20 protein-coding genes and 1 pseudogene are annotated in these 20,830 nt (G+C 47.4%); 1 reads left to right on the plus strand and 20 read right to left on the minus strand.

Annotated elements, in window-relative coordinates:
* Position 1: 1 nt before the first annotated feature.
* The 3 genes from C7R93_RS20035 to C7R93_RS20045 form a co-directional block, all read right to left on the minus strand.
* Positions 2–2,962 (minus strand): salicylate synthase, encoded by a 2,961-nt coding sequence (locus tag C7R93_RS20035; RefSeq protein WP_106840469.1) that lies wholly within the window; start codon positions 2,960–2,962, stop codon positions 2–4.
* 314 nt (positions 2,963–3,276) lie between these two features.
* Positions 3,277–4,020 (minus strand): 4'-phosphopantetheinyl transferase family protein, encoded by a 744-nt coding sequence (locus C7R93_RS20040; RefSeq protein WP_167402485.1) that lies wholly within the window; start codon positions 4,018–4,020, stop codon positions 3,277–3,279.
* A gap of 4 nt (positions 4,021–4,024) precedes the next feature.
* Entirely contained in the window at positions 4,025–4,798 is a 774-nt protein-coding gene (locus tag C7R93_RS20045) for a thioesterase II family protein (RefSeq protein ID WP_106840470.1), read from the minus strand.
* 465 nt (positions 4,799–5,263) lie between these two features.
* On the opposite strand from C7R93_RS20045, the gene C7R93_RS20050 reads away from it, so the two are divergent.
* Positions 5,264–5,872, plus strand: coding sequence for an MptD family putative ECF transporter S component (locus tag C7R93_RS20050; RefSeq protein ID WP_106840471.1), 609 nt, complete (start codon positions 5,264–5,266; stop codon positions 5,870–5,872).
* Positions 5,873–5,954: 82 nt separating this feature from the next.
* Here C7R93_RS20050 and C7R93_RS20055 read toward each other — a convergent pair whose 3' ends face one another.
* From C7R93_RS20055 to C7R93_RS20130, 17 genes and pseudogenes are all read right to left on the minus strand, one after another.
* On the minus strand, positions 5,955–6,230 hold the full coding sequence (locus tag C7R93_RS20055) for a hypothetical protein (protein WP_106840472.1): 276 nt from the start codon (positions 6,228–6,230) through the stop codon (positions 5,955–5,957).
* Positions 6,231–6,269: 39 nt separating this feature from the next.
* Positions 6,270–6,545 (minus strand): hypothetical protein, encoded by a 276-nt coding sequence (locus tag C7R93_RS20060; RefSeq protein WP_106840473.1) that lies wholly within the window; start codon positions 6,543–6,545, stop codon positions 6,270–6,272.
* A 15-nt stretch (positions 6,546–6,560) separates the two neighbouring features.
* A complete protein-coding gene (locus tag C7R93_RS20065) occupies positions 6,561–7,190 on the minus strand; it encodes a hypothetical protein (protein ID WP_106840474.1) in 630 nt (209 codons plus the stop codon).
* Entirely contained in the window at positions 7,187–7,708 is a 522-nt protein-coding gene (locus tag C7R93_RS20070) for an imm11 family protein (protein ID WP_106840475.1), read from the minus strand. The genes C7R93_RS20065 and C7R93_RS20070 overlap by 4 nt, the downstream gene beginning before the upstream one ends.
* 15 nt (positions 7,709–7,723) lie before the next feature.
* The gene (locus tag C7R93_RS20075; RefSeq protein ID WP_106840476.1) at positions 7,724–8,827 is read right to left on the minus strand and encodes a pentapeptide repeat-containing protein; all 1,104 of its coding nucleotides are present in this window, start codon (positions 8,825–8,827) and stop codon (positions 7,724–7,726) included.
* Between the two features lie 15 nt (positions 8,828–8,842).
* Positions 8,843–10,318 (minus strand): contractile injection system protein, VgrG/Pvc8 family, encoded by a 1,476-nt coding sequence (locus C7R93_RS20080; RefSeq protein WP_106840477.1) that lies wholly within the window; start codon positions 10,316–10,318, stop codon positions 8,843–8,845.
* A 295-nt stretch (positions 10,319–10,613) separates the two neighbouring features.
* A complete protein-coding gene (locus tag C7R93_RS20085) occupies positions 10,614–11,309 on the minus strand; it encodes a hypothetical protein (protein ID WP_106840478.1) in 696 nt (231 codons plus the stop codon).
* A gap of 234 nt (positions 11,310–11,543) precedes the next feature.
* Positions 11,544–11,669 (minus strand): hypothetical protein, encoded by a 126-nt coding sequence (locus C7R93_RS30950; RefSeq protein WP_279629454.1) that lies wholly within the window; start codon positions 11,667–11,669, stop codon positions 11,544–11,546.
* A gap of 120 nt (positions 11,670–11,789) precedes the next feature.
* A pseudogene (locus C7R93_RS20090) lies at positions 11,790–11,972 on the minus strand (DUF6985 domain-containing protein); the annotation flags it as partial.
* A gap of 81 nt (positions 11,973–12,053) precedes the next feature.
* Entirely contained in the window at positions 12,054–12,560 is a 507-nt protein-coding gene (locus tag C7R93_RS20095; protein WP_106840480.1) for a hypothetical protein, read from the minus strand.
* Positions 12,557–14,809, minus strand: a complete 2,253-nt coding sequence (locus C7R93_RS20100; RefSeq protein WP_244191594.1) for an RHS repeat-associated core domain-containing protein — start codon at positions 14,807–14,809, stop codon at positions 12,557–12,559. Before C7R93_RS20100 ends, C7R93_RS20095 begins: the two co-directional genes overlap by 4 nt.
* A 138-nt stretch (positions 14,810–14,947) precedes the next feature.
* Positions 14,948–15,169, minus strand: coding sequence for a hypothetical protein (locus tag C7R93_RS20105; protein WP_106840481.1), 222 nt, complete (start codon positions 15,167–15,169; stop codon positions 14,948–14,950).
* Between the two features lie 200 nt (positions 15,170–15,369).
* Positions 15,370–15,993, minus strand: a complete 624-nt coding sequence (locus tag C7R93_RS20110; RefSeq protein ID WP_106840482.1) for a pentapeptide repeat-containing protein — start codon at positions 15,991–15,993, stop codon at positions 15,370–15,372.
* A gap of 13 nt (positions 15,994–16,006) precedes the next feature.
* On the minus strand, positions 16,007–18,682 hold the full coding sequence (locus tag C7R93_RS20115) for a contractile injection system protein, VgrG/Pvc8 family (RefSeq protein WP_244191595.1): 2,676 nt from the start codon (positions 18,680–18,682) through the stop codon (positions 16,007–16,009).
* A gap of 10 nt (positions 18,683–18,692) precedes the next feature.
* Complete coding sequence (locus C7R93_RS20120) at positions 18,693–19,118, minus strand: DUF4280 domain-containing protein (protein WP_106840483.1); 426 nt, start codon at positions 19,116–19,118, stop codon at positions 18,693–18,695.
* The gene (locus C7R93_RS20125) at positions 19,105–19,656 is read right to left on the minus strand and encodes an imm11 family protein (protein ID WP_106840484.1); all 552 of its coding nucleotides are present in this window, start codon (positions 19,654–19,656) and stop codon (positions 19,105–19,107) included. The genes C7R93_RS20120 and C7R93_RS20125 overlap by 14 nt, the downstream gene beginning before the upstream one ends.
* Entirely contained in the window at positions 19,653–20,798 is a 1,146-nt protein-coding gene (locus tag C7R93_RS20130; protein ID WP_106840485.1) for a pentapeptide repeat-containing protein, read from the minus strand. The genes C7R93_RS20125 and C7R93_RS20130 overlap by 4 nt, the downstream gene beginning before the upstream one ends.
* Positions 20,799–20,830: the final 32 nt, after the last annotated feature.

The following is a 20,830-nucleotide window of genomic DNA, read 5'->3' on the forward strand; positions in this document are numbered from 1 at the left end:
CCTATTCCCTTCCAACCAGCTGCCTGGAGAAGCTGCTCAGCTTTTCACGCGTTTCTTCCAGTTCTCTGGACGGCAAAGACATTTCGACGACACCAGCTCCAGCATGCAGCCAAGCCTGGTTGTCCTTTTGATAAATTGTTCGCAGCACGAGAGCCGCATCCATCGCACCGTCGCTGTCAAATGTCATGACGCACCCGCTGTATAGGCTTCGTGGCACGGTCTCCAATCTGCCAATCGCTTCAATCGATTCTTTTTTCGGGATTCCCGAGGCGGTAACAGCCGGGAACAATGCGCGGAAGGCATCCCACGAATTGCATTCTTGTTTCAGTTTCCCTTTCAAGCGAGAAGCGATATGCTGAACGGTTCCTCGGCTCGCTACTGACATAAAATCGTTCAAGACGATCGTCGTCGAATCGCAAACACTATTTAGCTCTTCGAATGCCAGCTTGACGGAAACAGCGTGCTCCGCAATTTCCTTCGGGTCATTTAGCAGCTCTTCCTTGAGCCTGTTCGCCTCTTCTTCGCTGCTGCCTTTTGCCCGTGTTCCCGCGAGTGGGAAGGTACTCACCCATCCGTCGCTATCGACCTCTACAACCGTCTCCGGGCTAAATCCAGCCACACCGAGACCGTCCAAGCTAACGAGGAAAGAGCGTGCCGGGGTATTCACTCGTCTGCCAGCAACATAGCTCGCAACCAGATCCAGCTCGTGATCAAGCGGAATTTTTCGCGACAAGATGACCTTGTGGTATTTGCGTTCCTGAATCTCTCGTACACCTTCCGCCACATTCTGCATGTAGGCTTCAGCGTCGTATGTATCGGCTTGAGGGACGAACAGCTTCGGTTTGTCCACTCTTTGGGTCAGCTGTTGCTCGCCTTGCGAATTCATCGACAGGTCGCGCAGGAGTTCGCTGAATTCGCTCCGCTTCTCTTCATGCAAGGCTCGCAATAGGACCGTACCTTTGTTGAAGCGCAGCTCGACCTCCGGAATAAACAGCTTGAGCAAGCAATCCTCTTCAGGCTTTAGCGGCAAGCCTTGATAATAACGCGCCATGCCAAAATTGACGGTTCCATATGCGCGCCAGTTTTGAATCGGCACCTGTGCCATTGCTTTTTCCAGCGTCTCACTAAGCTCGTTGTTGTCGAAACGGAAAGTCTCGTTGCGATAAGTTAAAGTCGTCTGCTCCCCATCTACGTAAAGAAGCGCATGAATCCCCATTCCTAGCGACAGCTCGTCTCCGTTTTCATAGAGCAGGTAGTTTTCATACCCACTGCGCTCTGCAATCAGGGCCGCTGCCATATGCGGATCACCCGCAAAAGCAAATGTCTCTTCCAGATAAGCGATTTCTGCTGGTTTCGTCTCGGACTTTGGCGCTAACGCCAATTCTTTTAGCTTGGCTTTATTGACTTTTCCGACGCTCGTCAGCGGCCAGTAATCGATGAGTTCGATTTGGTCTGGCATTTTGTAGCGCGCCACTCCTTTTTCCTGGAAGAAGGCATGGATGACCGCCAGGCTGATCGTTTCGTCGTCGGTGATCAAAAATGCGCAGCTTTTCTCGCCCAGCACTGGATCGGGAAGTGTGATCAGTGCAGCGTCTTTAACAGCTGGGTGCATGCGCAGGTACGACTCTACTTCAGCCGGCATGATTTTTTCGCCCGCTCGGTTGATTTGCTCTTTGATCCGTCCACCGATTTGAATATTTCCTTCTGTCGTGATCCTAGCCTTGTCCCCAGAGCGGTAAAAACCATCAGGCGTAAAGCTCTCGCGGTTTTGTTCCTCCGCTCTGTAGTAGCCGTGAATGGTATACGGTCCCCGTACAATCAGCTCTCCGTATTCGCCTGGCGCGACATCATTTCCATGCTCATCCACGATTCGCACTTCATCCGCTTCGGAAATCGGACGGCCCTGGCAGCTGGTAATGATCGACTCTGGATCATCCAGTGATGTGCAGCAGATGAGCCCCTCGGCCATTCCAAATACTTGCTGGAGCTTGCATTTCCATTCTCGCGTGATGCGGCTGGCGAGATTATCATCCAGCATGGAGCCTCCAACCTGAAGGACTTCCAGACTCGACAAGTCACTTGATGTATCCCATTCCAGTACCTCCTGCCATACTTGCACGATCGAAGGCACGAGGCCGGTAATCGTCACACGCTCCTTCTCGATCAGCGGAAAAGCTTCGTCGCAGCTGGTTGTTTTACATAGCACGATCTTGCCGCCAACGGACAGTGTGCCTAAGATACCCGGGCAGCACAGAGGGAAATTATGTGCAATCGGCAAAACTGCGAGATAGACGCTTCGTTCTGTCAGTTGGCAACGAGCTGCGGTTGCTTTTGCATTGTAGACGTAATCCGCATGGGTTCTCGGAATCAGCTTGGGTATCCCTGTCGTACCGCCAGACAACAGCAATAGCGCAGTGTCTTTGTACGAAGGGGCTTCCAGCTCGATTGGCGGTCCGCTAATTTCTGCCAAGTTCTTCCCAATCGAACTATCGCCATCCGTCATGACAAATTTGACAGACGCATGTTTTTTGACTAAATGTTCTGCCATCTTCGTGTAATCAAAACCGAGAAACGTCGTTGGAAGGATGTAGGCAACTGGCTTCGCGAGTGCAAAAATCCCGTCCAATTCAGCCTCTCTGTGGGCAGGCAATACGAGAATCGGCACAGCGCCGATGCGAAACAGGGCAAAGCAAGTCAGTACGAAAGAAATTCGATTCGGAAGCTGGACAGCTACATTGTCGCCTTTTTGAATTCCCATGTGATAAAAACCAGAAGCAAGCGCATCCACTTTGCTGTCTAGCTCGCTATAAGTGAGCCTCTCCTCGTCCTCCACCAGCGCTTCTTTGTTCTGGTACTGTTCCGCCCATTTGCGCAATTGCTGCCCAAGTGTCAGCGGCTCCCAATACCCACGCTGTTCATAAGTTATTGCAGCTTGCTCATACCACTCCGTACTTACTCTCATTCCGTCCTCCTCCTGTGTAACTGCGGGTCGCTTTTTGCGCCCGAAGCCGGGTCATGCAGAGTACTGCCTTGTCGTTGCATTCATCATGTTGGTTTGTCTAACAACAAGATATTGATAGTGATTCTCATTGTCAATTTCATCCGTAAGCTGTTTTTTCTACATTTGGGAAAAATAGGTTGGATTATCTTCCGTTTTCTCACGATTTCTTCGTTTCTCATTGTAAGATTTCCATATTCTTACACACTTATATAGTCTCATTAAACCCGATAAAGTTTATCAGTATAATAGAACATTCTCATTTTACCTACTCAGATTTACGATCTTCCAATCCCGATTGCAACTGCTCCCGCATAGCCTCTGGCAGGCATAAACCCGTAAATTTTCCAATCCCCGCTCCTGATTCCATCTCCGTTTACCTTGAAGCTGCCATCCTGTTTTTCCATGAAAAAAGAATCGAGAGGACGGCTCAGGCCCTCCCCTGTCGCTTTGACAAAAGCCTCCTTGCTTGTCCAGTACTCAAAAAAGGCCTGCTGTCTCTCCCCAGAAGGCAATCGTAAGAATCTCTCTTTCTCCGCAGGATGAAAGTAGCCCATGAGTTGGTCCATTTCCGGGATGTGTCGCAAATGCTCCACGTCAACGCCGAGAAGGCGATCGCGTGAAAAAGCGACCGCCACAAGCTCATGCGAGTGCGACAGATTGAAATAAAGTGCTTCGGAATCACTGTTTGGTCCACATAAAAACGGTTTTCCATTCTCCTCGCACTCCCATTGAACCGCGCGCGGAGAAATCCGTTGATAACGCCCAATCATCCTTCTCAGTAGTCCATGTGCGACAACATAACGCTTCCTGTCTGCGTCGAAATGATATCGTGCCCGTTTATCGAGTTCTTCGGCAGACAGCATGCCTTCCAGCTCCTGCATACTGTGTTCCCATGCCTGCATAAACGTCAGCCAAATATGTACTTCCCCTTTAGCTAAGAACAGTGAAGACGATTCCTCTAGCGCTGATTTTGTCCTCTCAGACAAGTGGATTATTTGCACCTGTTGCATATGCTGCATCCCTTTAGCGCTCCCCTTTTCCTGCTGCCGCACTCCGGTATTGTCCGATCATTCTGGTTACAGATTTCAGGAGCACCTCTTTGTTTGTCGTCAGGAAAAAATGCCCGCCGTCTACCATTTCCAACGTAAATCCGGCACTTGTATGACTAGCCCACGCCTCCATTTCTTCCTGCGTGGCTTCCTGATCCTCTGTCCCGCAATACGCAGCAATCGGGCAATCAAGCGGGGGCTCCTCCGCATACACGTATGTTTCGTCGAGAGTAAAGTCCGCACGCAACAGTGGCATGAACAACTCCATAAGCTCCTTGCTTTGCAGGATCGCCTCTGGTGTCCCGGAAAAACGTCGCAGTGCCTCAACAAATTCATCATCAGGCAAATGGTAAATAGGCTTTGGCTCCGGGAAGTGTGGAGCACGTCCTCCTGAAACGATGAGGCCAAGTGGAAGACGCCCCCATTTGCTCCGTACGGTACGCGCCAGCTCAAAGGCGATACGCGTTCCCATACTGTGACCGAAAAATAGAAACGGGCGATCCAAATACGGATAAATCAATTGAGCCAGCTCCTCCACCAGCACTCCCATATCTGCGTACGCTCGCTCGGCAATTCTATTTTCCCTCCCTGGCAGTTGAACCGGGTAAACACCGACATCACTAGGAAAAGCCTGCGCCCATCCCCTGTAAATAGAGGCCCCTCCCCCTGCATAAGGGAAGCAAAACAGGCGAATGCTGTCTTTTGCTTGAGGCTGAGTAAGCAGCCATGATTTCGTTCTCGTATCCATGCTTATTGTTCCTCCTCGATTGCGTCTCTTGCTAAAACGATTTGATACAACGTACATGATAATGATTCTCATGCATAATTGCCAAATATATACAAGGCCTCTCTTTTCCGTTTTCTGGTATATTCCAGCGATTTTCCCCGTTTATCTCGTCCTACCTTCACCTGAATGATTATTTTGCAATTCCACCTCCTTGTAATATTTTGGCGATTGTTCTAGAAAAACGGAAAAATATAGAGATAATAGGCGAAAAAGCTCGAAATATATGCCAAAATATTGAAATTCGGGCTTTTCTTACTTTGACAACGATTCTCATTATCAATATTGTGTTCTTATACTGACAACCGTACGTACGACACCTGCTTGGTTAGCAAACTGTTTTCCAGTATATCTACAAAAGGGGGTTCGCAAGTAGAGAAGGTTAGTAAAGCTGATCGGCTACTTATGTCTGAGGGAGGATGTTACTACATGCAAGCCCAAACGTCGTTAGCTGCCCAAAGCAGCAGATGGACCATGCGCGATATTATTACACTCGCGATCTTTAACGTTGTCATGCTGATACTGATGACCATTGCCCCGATTATTACCGTAGTTTCTCATTTACTGGTTGGTGGCTTTACCGCACTACTCAATGGTCCAATTTATATGGTCATGTCTAATAAAATCGCCAAGCCTGGGACTCTATTTTTTACAGCTGTCTTGACTGGATTGTACTTTGTCGGTTTTGGCTACGCGAATTACTTACTTACCTTAGCTGTTATTGGACTCATCTGCGAACTGATCCTGTGGGGAAAAGGCTCTTATCTTCATCCTGTGCGCAATGCGATCAGCTATTCTGTTTTTTATGTCGGCTATTCGCTTTGCGGGGTTGTCCCGCTTATATTCTTCCGCGAATCGTATCTCGCGACCTTGGAAAAAAGCTATACACCCGAGCAGCTTTCTGCGATGCTCTATTACTTTGAAACCCCTAGCATGATCTTGCTCATGTGCTCGATTTCGTTTGTCGGCGGATTGCTCGGCTGCTATTTTGGCAATTTGCTGATGAAAAAGCACGTCAAAAAAGCAAAGCTGGTGTAATGGTCTGGTCAAAAAATTAAGGCATATTCCTCCTCGGTGATTCGAGTTGGAATATGCCTTGTAGACATCTTAGTATTGTCCCTTATTGCCCTTCCATGGCGATTATAATAAACGTGATAATTGCGGTTATCGTTCCAAAGACGAAGTATAAACCCAATAGAATGGCCATAAACAACAAGCTAGCTTTGGCAAAGTTTTTACGATTCAGATTTCCATCTGAACCAAAAGCCCACATAAATAACAAAACAATATTCGCGATCGGAATCATCATGAACAACGAGACTATGATCCAATCTTTCATCGTCATGACCTTTTCGTTTTCCGCTACGCTTCCTTCCACATACGTTTGGTGATCCATTCTATACCCTCCATGTTTTTTGCCAATCCACCGCTCCAGCTATTGTTCAACTGCTGCTCCAATGAATGCCAAGATCATAAGTAAAAAGAAGACGCTCAAGTACAAAGCGATGCAAACACCTAGGATCAGCAAGTTCGCTTTTGCCCAGTTCTTTCTGTTTAAGTTGCCTTCACTGCCAAATGCCCAAACAAAGTACATCACGAGATTGACCACGGGCACCATCATAATTAAAAAAGTAATTACCCAATCCTTGACCGACATCACCCGCTCATTTTCAGGCACGCTCACTTGCAATTGCTGTTGCTGCTGTTCCAATTGGAAACCTCCTAGTTACGTCATGATCAAATTTTGCTCTACCCGAAGCGTGCGAATCAACGCATGGGCCAAAGGCTGCCACACGAGCACTTCTTCGGACTCAAAATGAAAGCTCCCGAGTAGTGCACGCCCATTTACCGATGTTGCGAACAAGATTTGATAGTACGACTTGTCCTCGATAGGAATGATGAACTCGCTGCAGGCAATTCTGCATCCATCCAGCTCGATAAGCTCGTTATGTACGACCTGCAAGCCTGCCTGTGCCTTTTTGACTTGTGCGGTCATCGCCTGCACAAACGACTCCACTCCACTCATCGGCAACAGATGTGCCATATGATTCATACCGAGCATGACCGCGCTATCTTCCTCTTTATAGGTAAGCTGCTCGTGCTGATGATTTGACCCGCGCCCCCTCGGCATGAGCTGCATCGAACGGGGCAACTGAATGCCGAGCTTCCCGTCAAAGAGGACACTCTCCGCGAATTCGAACCTGCGTCCTTCGTACTCCAAGTAGCCTTTTCGCACGCCATCCAGACACTCCGCAAGCGTCAATTGCATCTGCTGTTCTTCCATTTCAGCGAGCTGACGCTGTGTCTGGATGCTGTTCCATACATCCAAAATCTTTTCATCCCAGTAGATTGTCATAGCTCCCTCCGCATCACCTGCTCCACTTTCTGCAAAACAAATCCGTTCAAGCTTCTGCGAAGGAAGCTTTCCGCAGCATCCAGACTCACCACGATATACGGCTCCAAAATCCCTTGAACTTTAAAGAAATGATGTACCTTTATCTTATCGGTATCCAATACAAGCCTCTTTACCGTTCCATTCAAATGAAACGCAGTCTCCATGGAAAGGCAATCTACAGCAGGTACTTGCATGGCCCAGTAGACGTTTCGTTGATTGGTTTCGCTGTCGATCATATCGACGCGCTTCCATTGTACACTCGGATTGTATTTGGCAGTAATGGTTTTCATCCGCTCCGAAATCATCGGTAGAGGCTTTTCTAACCAATCTGTGTAGGCATGAGTCCCATCCGTGTTAACCTCAAGAACGGATATCGGCGGGAGTTGCTCGAAGCTGTTTTCCTTTTGCAGCCCCAGACCCGATGGTACGACCTTTTGAGCCATTCGACCGTCATCTGCTAGCAAATAATAATCGCGCATGTCATCCCGCCTCCTTTATTCCGTTTTCCACTCAATCTGCTGTATTTGCGTTTCACTCAATGAAAAGCGCTCCCGGTCCTTCTCGAAAAAAACGGCATTCTGCATATTCGCTCCTTGAAAATTCGCATGATACAGACGAGAATGGCGAAAATCCGCTCCTTCCAAATCAGCATATGCAAATTGGACACCGAGTAAGCCCGGTACACGATGCAGCTCGTCCGCACTGACTCCTTGTCCCTCGGCATAAGAAAAGATGGCTCCGCTCAAGTCAGCATGACGAAAATCGGCATCACAAAGAAGCGAATGGCTGAAATCTGCGCGTTGAAGCTTGCTCCTTACCCACCTTGTTCCGAATAGGATACACTCACGGAACTGACTGTCTGTAAAATCACTGCCACTAAAATCGCAATAGCGCAAATCCATTGCATCCACATTGCTTCGCGGCAAGTCCATGTGGGCGAACGTTTCATGGGTGCAAAACGTTCCTTTCGATTGCCCAAGCAGGCTTTTGCTCTCCTTCTCCTCCCGCTTGATTCGCTCTTCTACGTACACCACTTCACTGATGTCTTTGAATTCTCCCACTCGTATGTACAGACGATCTGCTTTCCTAATTTGTTGGTACTCAGGTAGTTGGATGACTTCCGGAATCGCTACTCGGGCAAGCGCTGTGACAAACTGACAGAAAAGTTCCATTTCCTTTAGCACCATATGCTCCACATCAGCAGCGTGTATGATCCCCATGTACATTTTTCGGCGTTCGTCCAGTAGCTGAATGAGCGTGGACACCTCTTGCAAAACCCATGCTGCATCATACCGTGCATAGCATTCCACGGGCTCCCAGTACCATTGCTCCGTATAAGCCTCCATCAAAAATGTGTGCGTGCCATCCAATACCGATGTCCGAAGCATCGAGTAGTGAATAAACCCGACAGGGGGAAGCTCCTGGTTGTTCTGCATGAAGTCAATATGCTGGAGCATTTGCCGAAAAGACTCCACGAACTCCAATACGAGCTGGTCCTTGTTTTGCTGGAAATAACGCTCAAGTGCCGCTACACTTTCAGCCAACGCTGACCGGAAGGTGTTATCGTGCAGATGCTGGAGAGCTTCCTCTTTCTTCATTGATGTAATTGCCCCCTAGTTCATCTTGATTTCCGAACCTTTCATCTCGATCTTGTCTTCCAGTTTGATCGTATTTCCTTTTCCACTCAGCTCTACTTTATCCGCACTAATATGAAGAGAAGCAGCCGATAGCTTTATGTCTTGATTCGCTGTAATATTCACGTTCTGGCTGCTCTTGATATCGATTCCACTCGTATCACTGATCGTGATCGACATATCTCCTGTCGTAATCACAATTTTGTCAGGAGCCAGCACGATTTCTTTGCCATACTTGGTACGAAACGTTTTTACAGCAGGGTCTTTCATTCGGTCTCCCCCGCCACCTCCACCTCCACCTGGATTGCTTTTCGGCGTGGATTTCTTTTGGGGCGCCGCTGGCTTGTCATCTGGGATTTCCTTGAGAACAGAGCTAATCGCGATACCGTCCTCTTCTTTTTTGCTCGGGAAATAAATCCGAATCTGGTCGTTCAGCTCTGGCATGACATACCAACCCGTTTGATCCTCGGAGGCATAGATCGTGGAGTAAGGGAACCAATATGCCGTGCTCTGATCCTGCTGATCATCCATGTCCAGCTTGGCCCGCACATTGTCCTTCTGCACTTGCAGCACCCGCCCCTGGATGGACGCCCCGATGATAGCATGGTTATACTGCTTCTTACGCGCCAGACCTAGACGCGGAAAAAGCTTGTACGTGTGCGTGACAATGCCTTCCTTCATCTCCGTAACCGCTTCTCCGACAACAAGTGGTCTGGACTTGAAGTTCACCTCATTGCCGACCTCTAGCACTCGTTCGCTCTGCACTTCATACACGGTATAGTCCTGGTCATCGATTCCCGGAACCTTGTTCTCTGCATCACTCTGAAAATCCCCGACACGCTTGTGCACCGTATAATGACTAACGGCAAGCTTTCCTTTATCTTGACCCTTTGGCAAACCGAAATAAAACTTGGGAATGTCAAAAGCCGTTGTCGGGATCAAACCTGTATAAAAGCGCGACGCCATCCTCTTCAGGAACTGCCAATCGGTTTCTTCATACTGCATGATAAACGTATTCAAAGCCTTGCCATTCGTAACAGAGTCAATAAAATCAGCTTTTCCGTACCCGGACAGAACTGTTTTCACTAGCCCCGCATAGGTCATCGCCGGGTTTTGAAACGAACGCTTTCTCGTTTTGACATCCAGCAAATAGGTATGAGAAACTGCCTCAAGCGACAAGTAATAAATACCGCGAACCGCTTTGACTTGGACGCGCAAGACGATGCCCTGGAACCATGTTTTCGGCTTGCCCGATTCATCCGCTAGTGCCACGTTGATCAGTGTTTGCGCATTTGTTTGGTTCACGTAGCTATCTTTTCGCTCTTCAGAAATGATCCCCGTGAGCGTCAGTCGCGCATGCTCGTTCATCTTTTTCACGACTTTCAGGGTTTGCAAATGAGTAAATTCATAGGGCGAGACTTGTATATCTCCATAAGTGAGTGTTCGATTGCTCATGGTATCCCCTCCTTGCCAGATGAACCCCATCCCTCCGATACTTCTAGGGAAATGGATTCACCCTTCCAATTAAGACCATTATTTTACACACTATCTAACAATCGGTATTTTTTGGGATTTTATGAATGGGTCGTTAGTCCTGAATGGAATGATTTTGAGGCAAAGAGAAAGGCTTTCGTACCATTCCTTTTCGGGTTGGTAGAAGCCTTAGTTGTTTCAAAGGAGTTTAACGAATTGGGGAATGAAAAAAGCCCGCTTGCGTGCCACGGGCCTTCACTACTATGGTAGACGTTCCTTATTGAATAATCTCGGTAATCGCTTGCTTTTGCTCCAAAATCTCGTTTTGTACCTCGATCAGTTCTTTCAACAGATCAGCAGCCTCTTGCAAGGATGCAGCTGCTTGCTCCTTGTCTCCTGCCTTGAATACTTCCTTCGCTTCTTTCACTGTGTTTTTCTCATTTGTTTTCAGTTCTTTCGCTTGCTCTTTGTTCGCTTTCTTTTCTGTTCGAATTGGCTTCAATTCTTGGTTCATCTCTTTGAAAGAAGCTTTTTTCTCTTTTACCTGCGCCAATTCAGTTTGGACATGAGCGAGTTTTTCTTCGATAGCCGTATGGTTCGCGGCGATTTCAGCCTTGATGCTCGCTACCTTTTCTTTATCCTTTGCTTTTTTCGCTTCCTTCAATTCAGCAGACAGCGCCTTGTTCTCTTCACGCAGCGGCTTTGTCTCTGCCAGCGCGCTTTTCACTGTTTCACGTACTTCTGGCGTTACATCGCCCCAAAGAACGTCCCATGCCTGTTTGTTGGTTTGGGTTTGAGCTTTCAGTTTATCTTGGAGAGCTTTTTGCTCCACTTGCAGTGCTTTTAGTGCTTGAACTTCAGGCAGGCTCTTCCACCCTGCTTCTTTCCCTTCTTTCTCAGCCGCAAAAGCTCCTACGGCACTCGTTACCAACAAGCTCGCTGCGATTACAGATACGGAAAGCATTTTTTTCATGTGTGAACACTCCCTGTCTTCTCTTGTTTCTTACAAACCAATCGTACCGTACGAGCGTTGGGAATGTTCGGGATAACCTCGTGAAAAGTAAGGGGAAAGTGTGGGATTTGGGAGAACACAAAAAAACCAGGAAAGGCCTGGGCCGAGCTGGATTTCGATTCATTGAAAGCTAATCGATATAACCGTTCTTGGTGTAATCTACATCCACTTGCAGAATGATATCATGTTCCACTTTTATTCTGATCCAAAAATAACGCCGTTCGGATAATTTACATACCCAGTCCTTGTGAAAGGCTGGCCCTCATACATTCTTATATCATCATCGTTATCCAGTAATGTTTCATCGACGATTTTTTCCATGTTTCAAAAACCTCCAAGCATGGCCTAGACCTCTGAGTCAGATTTTCAGTATACAAGGAAAGCTTATTCCACCTTACCATTCAATTGGGAATAAGCTTTTTAAACTATTCAAGTGAAAGTTTAAATGGCAACATCCTGGTAGCCGACTTCTGTTACTTCTTCATTTAAAAGCCGGAGTCCTAGACCATTTTCTTCGTCCCAGATGCAATCGAAGAGTAATCCGATATCTCGACCTTCAAAAATATCTCCATAGGGAACAATAATTTCAAGCAAAACGATCCGATCAAGTAGTTGTTCTTGCGTATAAAAAATTTCAAAAAGCGACAAGTAACTAAATCACCTGTCGCTTTTTCGAATATTTCATAAATGTGTTCACTTTGGTAATTATTTTATACTATTAGTGATTCTTTTTAATTGGTGTAAAGCATTCTTTTTAATTTCTTTTTCCTTTGATTTACTTAAGAGTTCTAATTTCTCTTTAGACTCTGGCGTATTTATATCACCTAGAGCCCAAATACATTTTACGGCAAGGGCATTTGTGTAATGAAGATACTCAAATTTTGTTAATGCTGCTTTATAAAGACTTTCTACCGATGAATTTGATTGAAAATATTGAAGCAAGCCAGCAATATCCTCATGTGCCTTATGCCAAGCTTCAGTAATTAACTGGTTTAACATTTCCAAATGTCTTTCATCAAACAAATCGAATGTAAATCCTATATAAAATAGTAATCCTAGGTCATTTTTATTTTTTTCTATACAAATCACTTCTAACAGTTTGTCAAAGTAGCTAGTTATTTCTATATTTCCCTTGAACAAATCCAAAAATTCTAGATCTGTTATTTCACCGCCAATAAGTTTATTTATTAGTATTCTTAGTTCTTGATTCATTTTTCTATCCTTTCAAAACTAGTAATATTATCATTAAAAATATCCAATGCTTTTCCTTTTCCTAGGCCTATATTTATTTGGGGTTTTCCTATCCCTTTTTTACCAGAGAGACCCTCCCCTTTAAAGTGTGCATATTTCTCATTCCATTTGGAGACGCTACTGATTTCTTTCATTTCTGGATACTTAACATTTGTAATTGGAGAATCGTTTTTCAAACCTATTTCCTCTAATTTTGCCGTAGTACCAGGTTTAAGTTCAAACCTTACTAGTACTCCTTCGTACTGTGCTGCATACTCCTTGGTAGGTGAAATAAAAGTTTCACCTGTACCAGGCATTATATTTGTTTTTTCCAATCTTTTATAATGTTTTTCCGACATTGTTCTATAATATACTTCTGATTCTTCTTTACACTTCATCAATCCCAACGGATCAATGAACCCAATCGGATCCCCATTCACATATGCAAAACGGTTAAACGTCTGCCCGTCCGTCATATCCCCTTGGAGCACATCTCGATTCAGGAACCGCTTCAACCCCGGATGGTAATACCGCGCCCGCATGTAATACAACCCATTCGGATCGGTCATGACTCCATCGCGGCCGTTATAGCAAAACGGCTGTTTTGTCCTACCCTCGTGCTCTTCCAGTTCTCCATACAATCCGTAGGTATAACGGTCAGTAACTCGACCATGCTCGTCGGTCAACAGGGTCGTGCTTCCGCGCGTATCCGCGTGATAGGACAAATAATCGCCTTGCGCATCCTCGCGACCAATAAGCCCCAGTCCATATACATAATACGCTTTGGCTGCTCCATTTTCCTCCAGTTCCATGAGAACCTGGGTCAAATCAGCGTTCTGGTCGACCACATACCGTGTCGTCTTACCGTTCCAGGTCATAGAGGTGCGCACGTATTCAGCATCATAGGTGTAGCGAGCTTGTCCGGCACGAACAAGACGATTGCGGGCATCGTACACATACGCATCTGGCTGTTGCTTGCCCGGTAGCAGTAGAAGGTTGCCGTCCTCGTCATACTGAACGGGTTGACCATCTACCGTGTCTAGTCGGTTGTCCTTGGCGTACGTCATCGTCATAGCAGGACTCGAACCTGAATCCCCGATTGCGGTAATATTCCCGCCCTGATCATAGGTATAGAGAATCTTTCGTCCTGCCATGGCTCCGCTCGTCAGGCGCCGGAGTGCATCATAGGTGTACTGCTTTTCTTCCTCTTGTATGATCTGCCCGAGCTCGTTGTACACAAAACGATATTGCTGGAGCATGACGCCTTGCGCATTTTGATCCCAAAGTCGGAGAAGCTGTCCGGCTGCGTCATAGTGACGCTGTTCTACGGTGCCGTTAGGTCTCTCTGTACGGATGAGGCGGTAATTTTCATCGTACGTGTACCTTGTGACACGACCTGCCCAGTCTGTGACAGTGGTCAATTGCCCTGCGAGATCGTACGTATAGCGAACCGTCTTGCCATCTGGATAGACGAGCGTTGCCAGTCTGCCTCCCGCATCATAGGTGTACTGTAGCGTATTTGCATATTGATCTGTGCTGGAGACGATTCGTCCCAAAAGATCGTAGGTACGGCGCTTGGTTTCTTTTCCGTCCTCCTTGACTCTCACCACTCGACCCTCGGCGTCGAAAGTCCTGCGAACAGTCCCCGCTTCGTCCTGCTGCTCAATGAGCTGTCCGGCTGCATCGTAACGGTAGTGCGTTTCCTGACCGCGCGCATTGGTCTTGTCGGTCAACCATCCGCGCTTGTCATAGCGGTAGGTCGTTCCTTCTCCAGTAGCATTGCGTTCAGCTAAAAGCAAACCACTGGCATCGTAGGAGAGCGTGGTGGCATTGCCATTGGCATCAGTATAGCTCATTAGGCGGCCTTCTCCGTCGTATTGCTGCTTGTAGACGGCTGTTTCATTTTCCAATACCTCTGTCAGTCTTGCGGCTGCATCATAGGAGAACTTGTTTTTTTGTCCAGCCGCATTCGTTGTGGCAATGACTTGATGAAGCTTGTTGAATTGGTATTGGGTTGTTCGTCCGAGTCCGTCTATATGGGCAAGAATATTGCCTGCACCATCATAGGTGAGCCCGCTCACTTTCTGTCCGGTTGCATCATAGACAGCCAGTAAACGTCCCGCCGCATCGTATTCATAGCGCTGACGGTTCCCCAAAGGATCGGTGACAGACGTCACTCTGCCCATGGCATCGCGTTCGATGCTGGTCTTCGCCCCGGTTGGATCTACCACTCCAATGATTTGCCATTCCTTGTCATACTCATAACGAGTGGCTTCACCATAGACGTTCGTAATGGATTCTACTTTTTCTGTAATCGTGTAGCCTGCATGAACTTGCCGAGCATACTCTTCTTCAGCTTCTGCACAGCCTCAAGCTTGCTCAAGCTCTCCTGAATATTCCGCGCAGCAGTGACGACCTTGCCTTTTAGCCGTCGCCTTTACCGCTTTCGATACACCCAGTGCTTTGTCCGCTGCCTTGACCGCTTTTGTTGCCTTGGACATCGCTTTTGTGACTTTCAATGCTTTCGTCGTTAGCTTTGCCGCAGTCACTGCCGTACCCGCACCTTCGCTCATTTGATTTTGAACATGCAAAAAAGGCTGATTCCATCTTATTGTTGAAAGATGGCATCAGCCTTTGAAAGTTAAACAGTTTGATAATCAAGTTGTTTCTTGTTTGTAAATTGATTGTATTGTACATTCATGTTTTTTGGAGGTTACATGGGTTTACACTAAATTCTTGACAGACCCTTCTTCTACGCTGAGAATCTTCATGTTTACTTATTAATTGATTCTTATTGAGAAATGCTAAAATTCAATAGATTCTTCATCTCATGACTTGATAAACCAATTTTCAACTCTCCATTTATTGTAATACTTGAATTTACAAAATGCACCTCATCAAAACCAGTGATATTTAGGAATTTCGTATTTTCAAAGCAACAATTGATAAATTTCACATTTTTAAAAGTAGAATTATTAAATGTTGATGATAAAAACTCTGTGTTTTCAAATTCTACTTCTGAAAATGTTGAGTCATCCATATAAGTTAGTTCAAGTTTAGAATTAGAAACTTTCACATCGAAAAATTGAGATTCATAAAAAGTAGTTCTAAATGAATCTAAGTTTTTGAGAACTGTTGAATTAAAGCTCGAATAGTCAGCATTACCTTTCCTGAATATATTCCCCAAAAATTCACACCTATTAAAGGTACTACCGCACAGTGATGCTCCACTTAAATATACATTTGAAAAGTCACAACTGTTGAATACTACTTCTAAAAAACTGCTATTGTTTAAATCATACCCCGTAAACACTATTCCCTCAAAAGAAGTATCTTGATAAATAAGTTCGCACACTTCTTTTGATAGACCCATTGAAAACTCAGTATATTTTTTTAACTTTGTAAATAAATCCATTCATTATCACCGCCTAAGGCCATATAACGACTTTATTCATTAAGCCTTGATTTGTAATTTCTTGCAAAAGTTCTGCTTTGTTTTCGATACTTAAATTAGAGACATCAAGTATCACATTTTCACCTTCACTTAGAGATTTATTAATTGACCTCATGGCGCTTGTAAGTTTATAACCACCCTTTTTAGGCGGATAATTTGAATTAAAGGACTTAACATCCCATGCTTGCCCTTTGGCATCTATGAATTCTGCCTTTCCAGATGGATCCCTAGTTATAGGTCCATCTAGTTTTCTTGCCTCCTCTAATTCTAACCCAACCCTTGCCTCATGTTTTCCTTTATCAATATCAATCTGCCTTGTCGAACCAGCATGAGCTGGATCGTGTGCCAAATCGTCCAACTCTGCTTGTGTTCTTCCTCCAGTATATTTCCCATCTGCATCATATAAATGAGGCTTTTCGCCCTTACCACCATTACCCGTCCCCTCAGGCGGCTTCTCCGGTGGCTTTTGATTCGGCTTCGGCTCATTCGGCCTTCCAAAAGTCTCGTCCCACTTCCGCTGATTCTCGGTTCGTGGAAGCTCCACCACATCTTTTTTATTCGAGAATTTTACTGGAAACCCTTCCGCCACTTGTAACTGAGGGCCCAAACTGTCCGCTAAATTCTGCAAGCTTTCTTGCATATCATCGCGCAGCTTCCTCGCTTTTTGCATGAGCTGTTCCTTCATCTGTGTTGCCTTGTTGATGACAGCATCTTTTGCAGCCATGATGCTGGCGTGCAACTGCTCCTTGATTCGCTGGACGGCTTGCATCACATCCATCTCGTCTAGTGTTTTGCGGGCAGCCGTCCAGACCTTCCCTACGGTACTTTCAACGGCATTTGCTACGTTCTTCACAACATCCGCTGCTGAGTCTGCTACCTCAAGCACTTTCTGTCCTGCTTTCGTTCCCTTTAGTGCTTTATGTGCTTTGGCTCCTAGCTTGGCTCCGGTTGCCGCCCATCCTGCAAAGGGAATACACGCTGCCAGAGATAATGCCGCTCCTGCATAGTCCCCACGCGCGAGGGAAATACCCGCATTCGCTAGGTCAGCTACTTCTCCCAGACCCGGAATGAGTCCCACAACATCCAACGCTAGCTGTACACCATCCAGAAATCCACCCCATCCAGAATCCTCTTCCTCCTGCTCCTCCTCAACGACTTCTTCCTCTTCTTCCTCCTGCGGCAAATCCTCCACAACCACAGGCGCCTTCGTCAGCCCAACCATCTCAATCTTCGGCGCTTGGAGATCCACTTCCCCGTCCAAAATCATGCTGCTGGTGCTGCACATGAGGTAAATAGCTTCCTTGGCCTTGATCTCGACCTTCGTATCTGACGTAATCTCCATATCTTTTTCCAAGGAAAATACGATCGGATGCATACTGTGAATCTCGATGCCATCCTCTTCATGCAGCTTGATAAAAATATTGCCTTCTTCGCTCTCCTTGGCTGTGAGAACGAGCTCCTTGCCGCCCAACATTAGCTCTTTGCCAAAGTTGGTTCCCCAGTACTTAATGCTGGGATTGCCCGTCTTCGCAGTACTGCCTCCACCTTTTCGCACGGAGCTGACCGCCATAGCCCCTTCTTCATCTGGCGTGGAGAAGTACAGCTTCACGGAGTCGCCCATTTGCGGCATGCAGTGAAAGCCGCTGTTGCCCTCTGCCGAGTAGACGGTGGCATACGGGAACCAGCTCGCCTCTGCCTTGGGCTGCTTCGGATCGATGTCGAGGTGGATTTTGACGGTGTCCTTTTGGATGTCGATGATCTTGCCTTCCAGTGCGGCGCCGCAGATGTCGTCGTTGCGGATGGGATTTTGCCGGATGCCTGCTTCGGGCATGAGCTGATAGGTATGTATCATCAGGGCATGGTCGATCCTCGTGGTGGCCCCGGCGACGACCAGCTCTTTGCCTTGGTAGTTCACGCGGTCTCCGAGCTGGAGGACCTGTCCGCTTTCGACTTCATAGGTGAGAAAATCGTTTTCTGACATTCCTGCCGCGTAGCCGTTTTCTGTCGTTTCCATATAGGGCGACAGCCTTTTGCTGACGGTGTAGCTGGCGTCTGTCAATTGGGCAGTGCGTCCCTCGGGCAAGCCGAACCAGAACTTGGGCGTATCCGCGACAGCTTCTGCGACGAGGATGGAGCCGAAACGAGAGGCCAGTCGCTTCAAGAACTGCCAGTCTGTCTCCTGATACTGGATCGCGATGGTCCCAAGCGGCGCTCCGTTCGAAGCATGGTCCAAATAATCCGAGCCGGGATAGTCCTTCGTGATTTCATCCAGCAGACTGGCATACGTCATTTGTTTATGCTGAAAAGAGCGCAGCTTGCGCTGACCGTCCATTCGCTGCGTGTGCGAGACTGCTTCCAGCTCCAAATGGTACACGCCGTGAACGAAATTCACACTGACGGAATCCACGAGTCCTTTGAACAGCGTCTTCGTCAGCGCACCGTTTTCCACCAGATTCAGTGCGACGGCATCCTCGCTCGTCGCCATCTCGATGTAGCGGTCGCTTTTCTCCTCCGGGATGATTCCGGTGACGAACAATCTGGCGTGCTCATTGACTCTCTTCACGATTCTGACATCTTGTAGGCTTTGGATTTCAAAGGGTGAGTCCAACTGGATATTCTCGTATCCAGCCAGCTTCTCTGTCGTATTCATACAATCCCCCTCACGATTGCTCCTGTCCGTCGTCTTCGATGCGAATGCAGCCTCCATATATGCACATGTTCGTGCTGGTGTTTAACAGGGCGGGATGGTTCTCCACGAGTACATCTGCCTTGCCTTCGATCCAGGGCATCGTAACTACGGGAACGCATGGCATCGGCTTGAGTACGCCGTTGTTGGCCGCGGTAGCAGCTGCGACCGTTGGATTTTTCTCGCATTTGCATTTGCCAAACGGCATGATGTTCACTTGCGGCATATAGTCATTCACGTTCATTTGTGCCTGGTTGCGAATGTACACGCCATGACTAAACGGCGTTTTCAGCTTGTTCTTCTGGCTTCCGTAGTCGCACGTGAGAATGGCTCCTGCCACGACGTAGCTTTTCTTCGGTCCGGACGAAGGCACTACGTTGACATCTTCAATCATGGGCATGACTCATTCTCCTCCCCGCTTGCTCCACTTTTTTCAAACGGATACCGAAAAAGTCCCTTCGCAGCAAAGCTTCCGCCAGCCGCAAATCGATGATGATGTACGGTTCACGAATCCCTTCGATTTGAAAAATTGTATGGCGTCCAATCTTTTCTGGATTGAGAACCAGCCTTTTGAGTGAGCCGTCCTTATGAAACTCGCTTTGCTCGGACAGGCAGTTCACACGCGGCAGGATCATCATCCAGTACAAATCCTGCTTGATCCGCTCCATGTCCACCAGCACAACGGATTTGACAAACAGCTTCGGCGCGAACTTGTGGATGATTGTCTTTAAGCGATTGGAATAAAGCGGGATCGGTCTGTCGATAAAATCCAAGTAGTCGTTCTCTCTCTTTTGCTTGATGTCGAACTGAATGATCGCTTCGTCCAGCTCCTCCTGATAATCAGGTGTGAGCCACTCCTGCCGGATGACGTCAAAGACGCCTGTTGGCTCCACCGCACTCGAGATTCGCTCGTCCTGTGACAAGATGAAATAATTCATGCCTTACTCCCCTCTCGCCAAATGACATGTCGCTCCTGAAGCTCATCTAATAGAACCGACTCTTTGACATCCTCCGGGAATATGGCTCCCTCCAGAAGCGCTCCGCTAAAATTCGCTCCGGTCAAATTCGCATCCGAAAAGTCCGCGCCACGCAGGTCAGCCCCGGTAAAATCAGTGCCGGTCAGGTTCGCTCCGACAAACAAGACGCCATCAAAGCCGGGCATCTCCCACGCATCTGGTTCCAAAAGCCCCCTTGGCCCGGATGCCTCACGAAAACTCGCTCCTAAAAGATTCGCTCCGGTAAAATCCGCTCCGTGAATGAGACTGTCGCCTAAATCAACCGCTTGCAGTTGGGCACGATGCCATCTCGTTCCAACCAGTACACTTTCACGAAGGGTTGCATTTGTTAACTGACTGTCCGACAAGTCCGAATAGCGCAGGTCCAAACCGTCGAATTGTCCTTCTGCCAAGTCGAGGCCACCTAAAACCTTGTAGCCGTATTCCAGCTCTTGCTTTTCTTCCAGCCACGCACGAATCATCTCGGGATCTTTGTTGCGGGTGTCCAGACCGTACACGATCTCGCTTTGATCCATATATTCTCCGACACGCACCTCCAGCTCCGGCTCCTTGTCCACCTTTTGGAAGACCTCCAGCCAAACAGCCTGCACCATGGCATAACGGATCAGGTGGACGACATATTGATGAAATTTCTCTGCTTCCACGAGCTTGATTCGCTCGATATCGGGAACACTTATCTGTCCGGCATACGCTCTGGCAGCCTCGCTCCATTCGTCTGCGAGCCGATCCAAAAAGCGGAAAGCCCAGCTCGCATCATAGGTGGTTTGACACTCCACCGGATCAAAAAACCAACTGCTGTCCGTGGCTTCCAGCAAATAATGACTACTTCCCAAAAGCAGCTCGGTCCGCAGCATGGAGTAGGTCAAATACGCCAGCTTGCCCTTTATCCCTTGCGCCTGCTTATCAACCACGCGTTGGCATATTGCTTCAAATGAACAGAGAAATTCTTTTGCCAGCCTCTCTTTATTGGCCTGATAATAAGCATCCAAGGCATGCAGGCTGGCGATGGTTCTCTTCGGCACCTCGTGCTCCTTGAAATGCTGCAAGGCTTCCTCTCTCTCCATGCCAATCCCCCCTTCTTCTCACCGTTTTTGCA

The sequence above is a fragment of the Brevibacillus fortis genome (genome assembly GCF_003013395.1).
GTDB lineage: Bacteria > Bacillota > Bacilli > Brevibacillales > Brevibacillaceae > Brevibacillus > Brevibacillus fortis.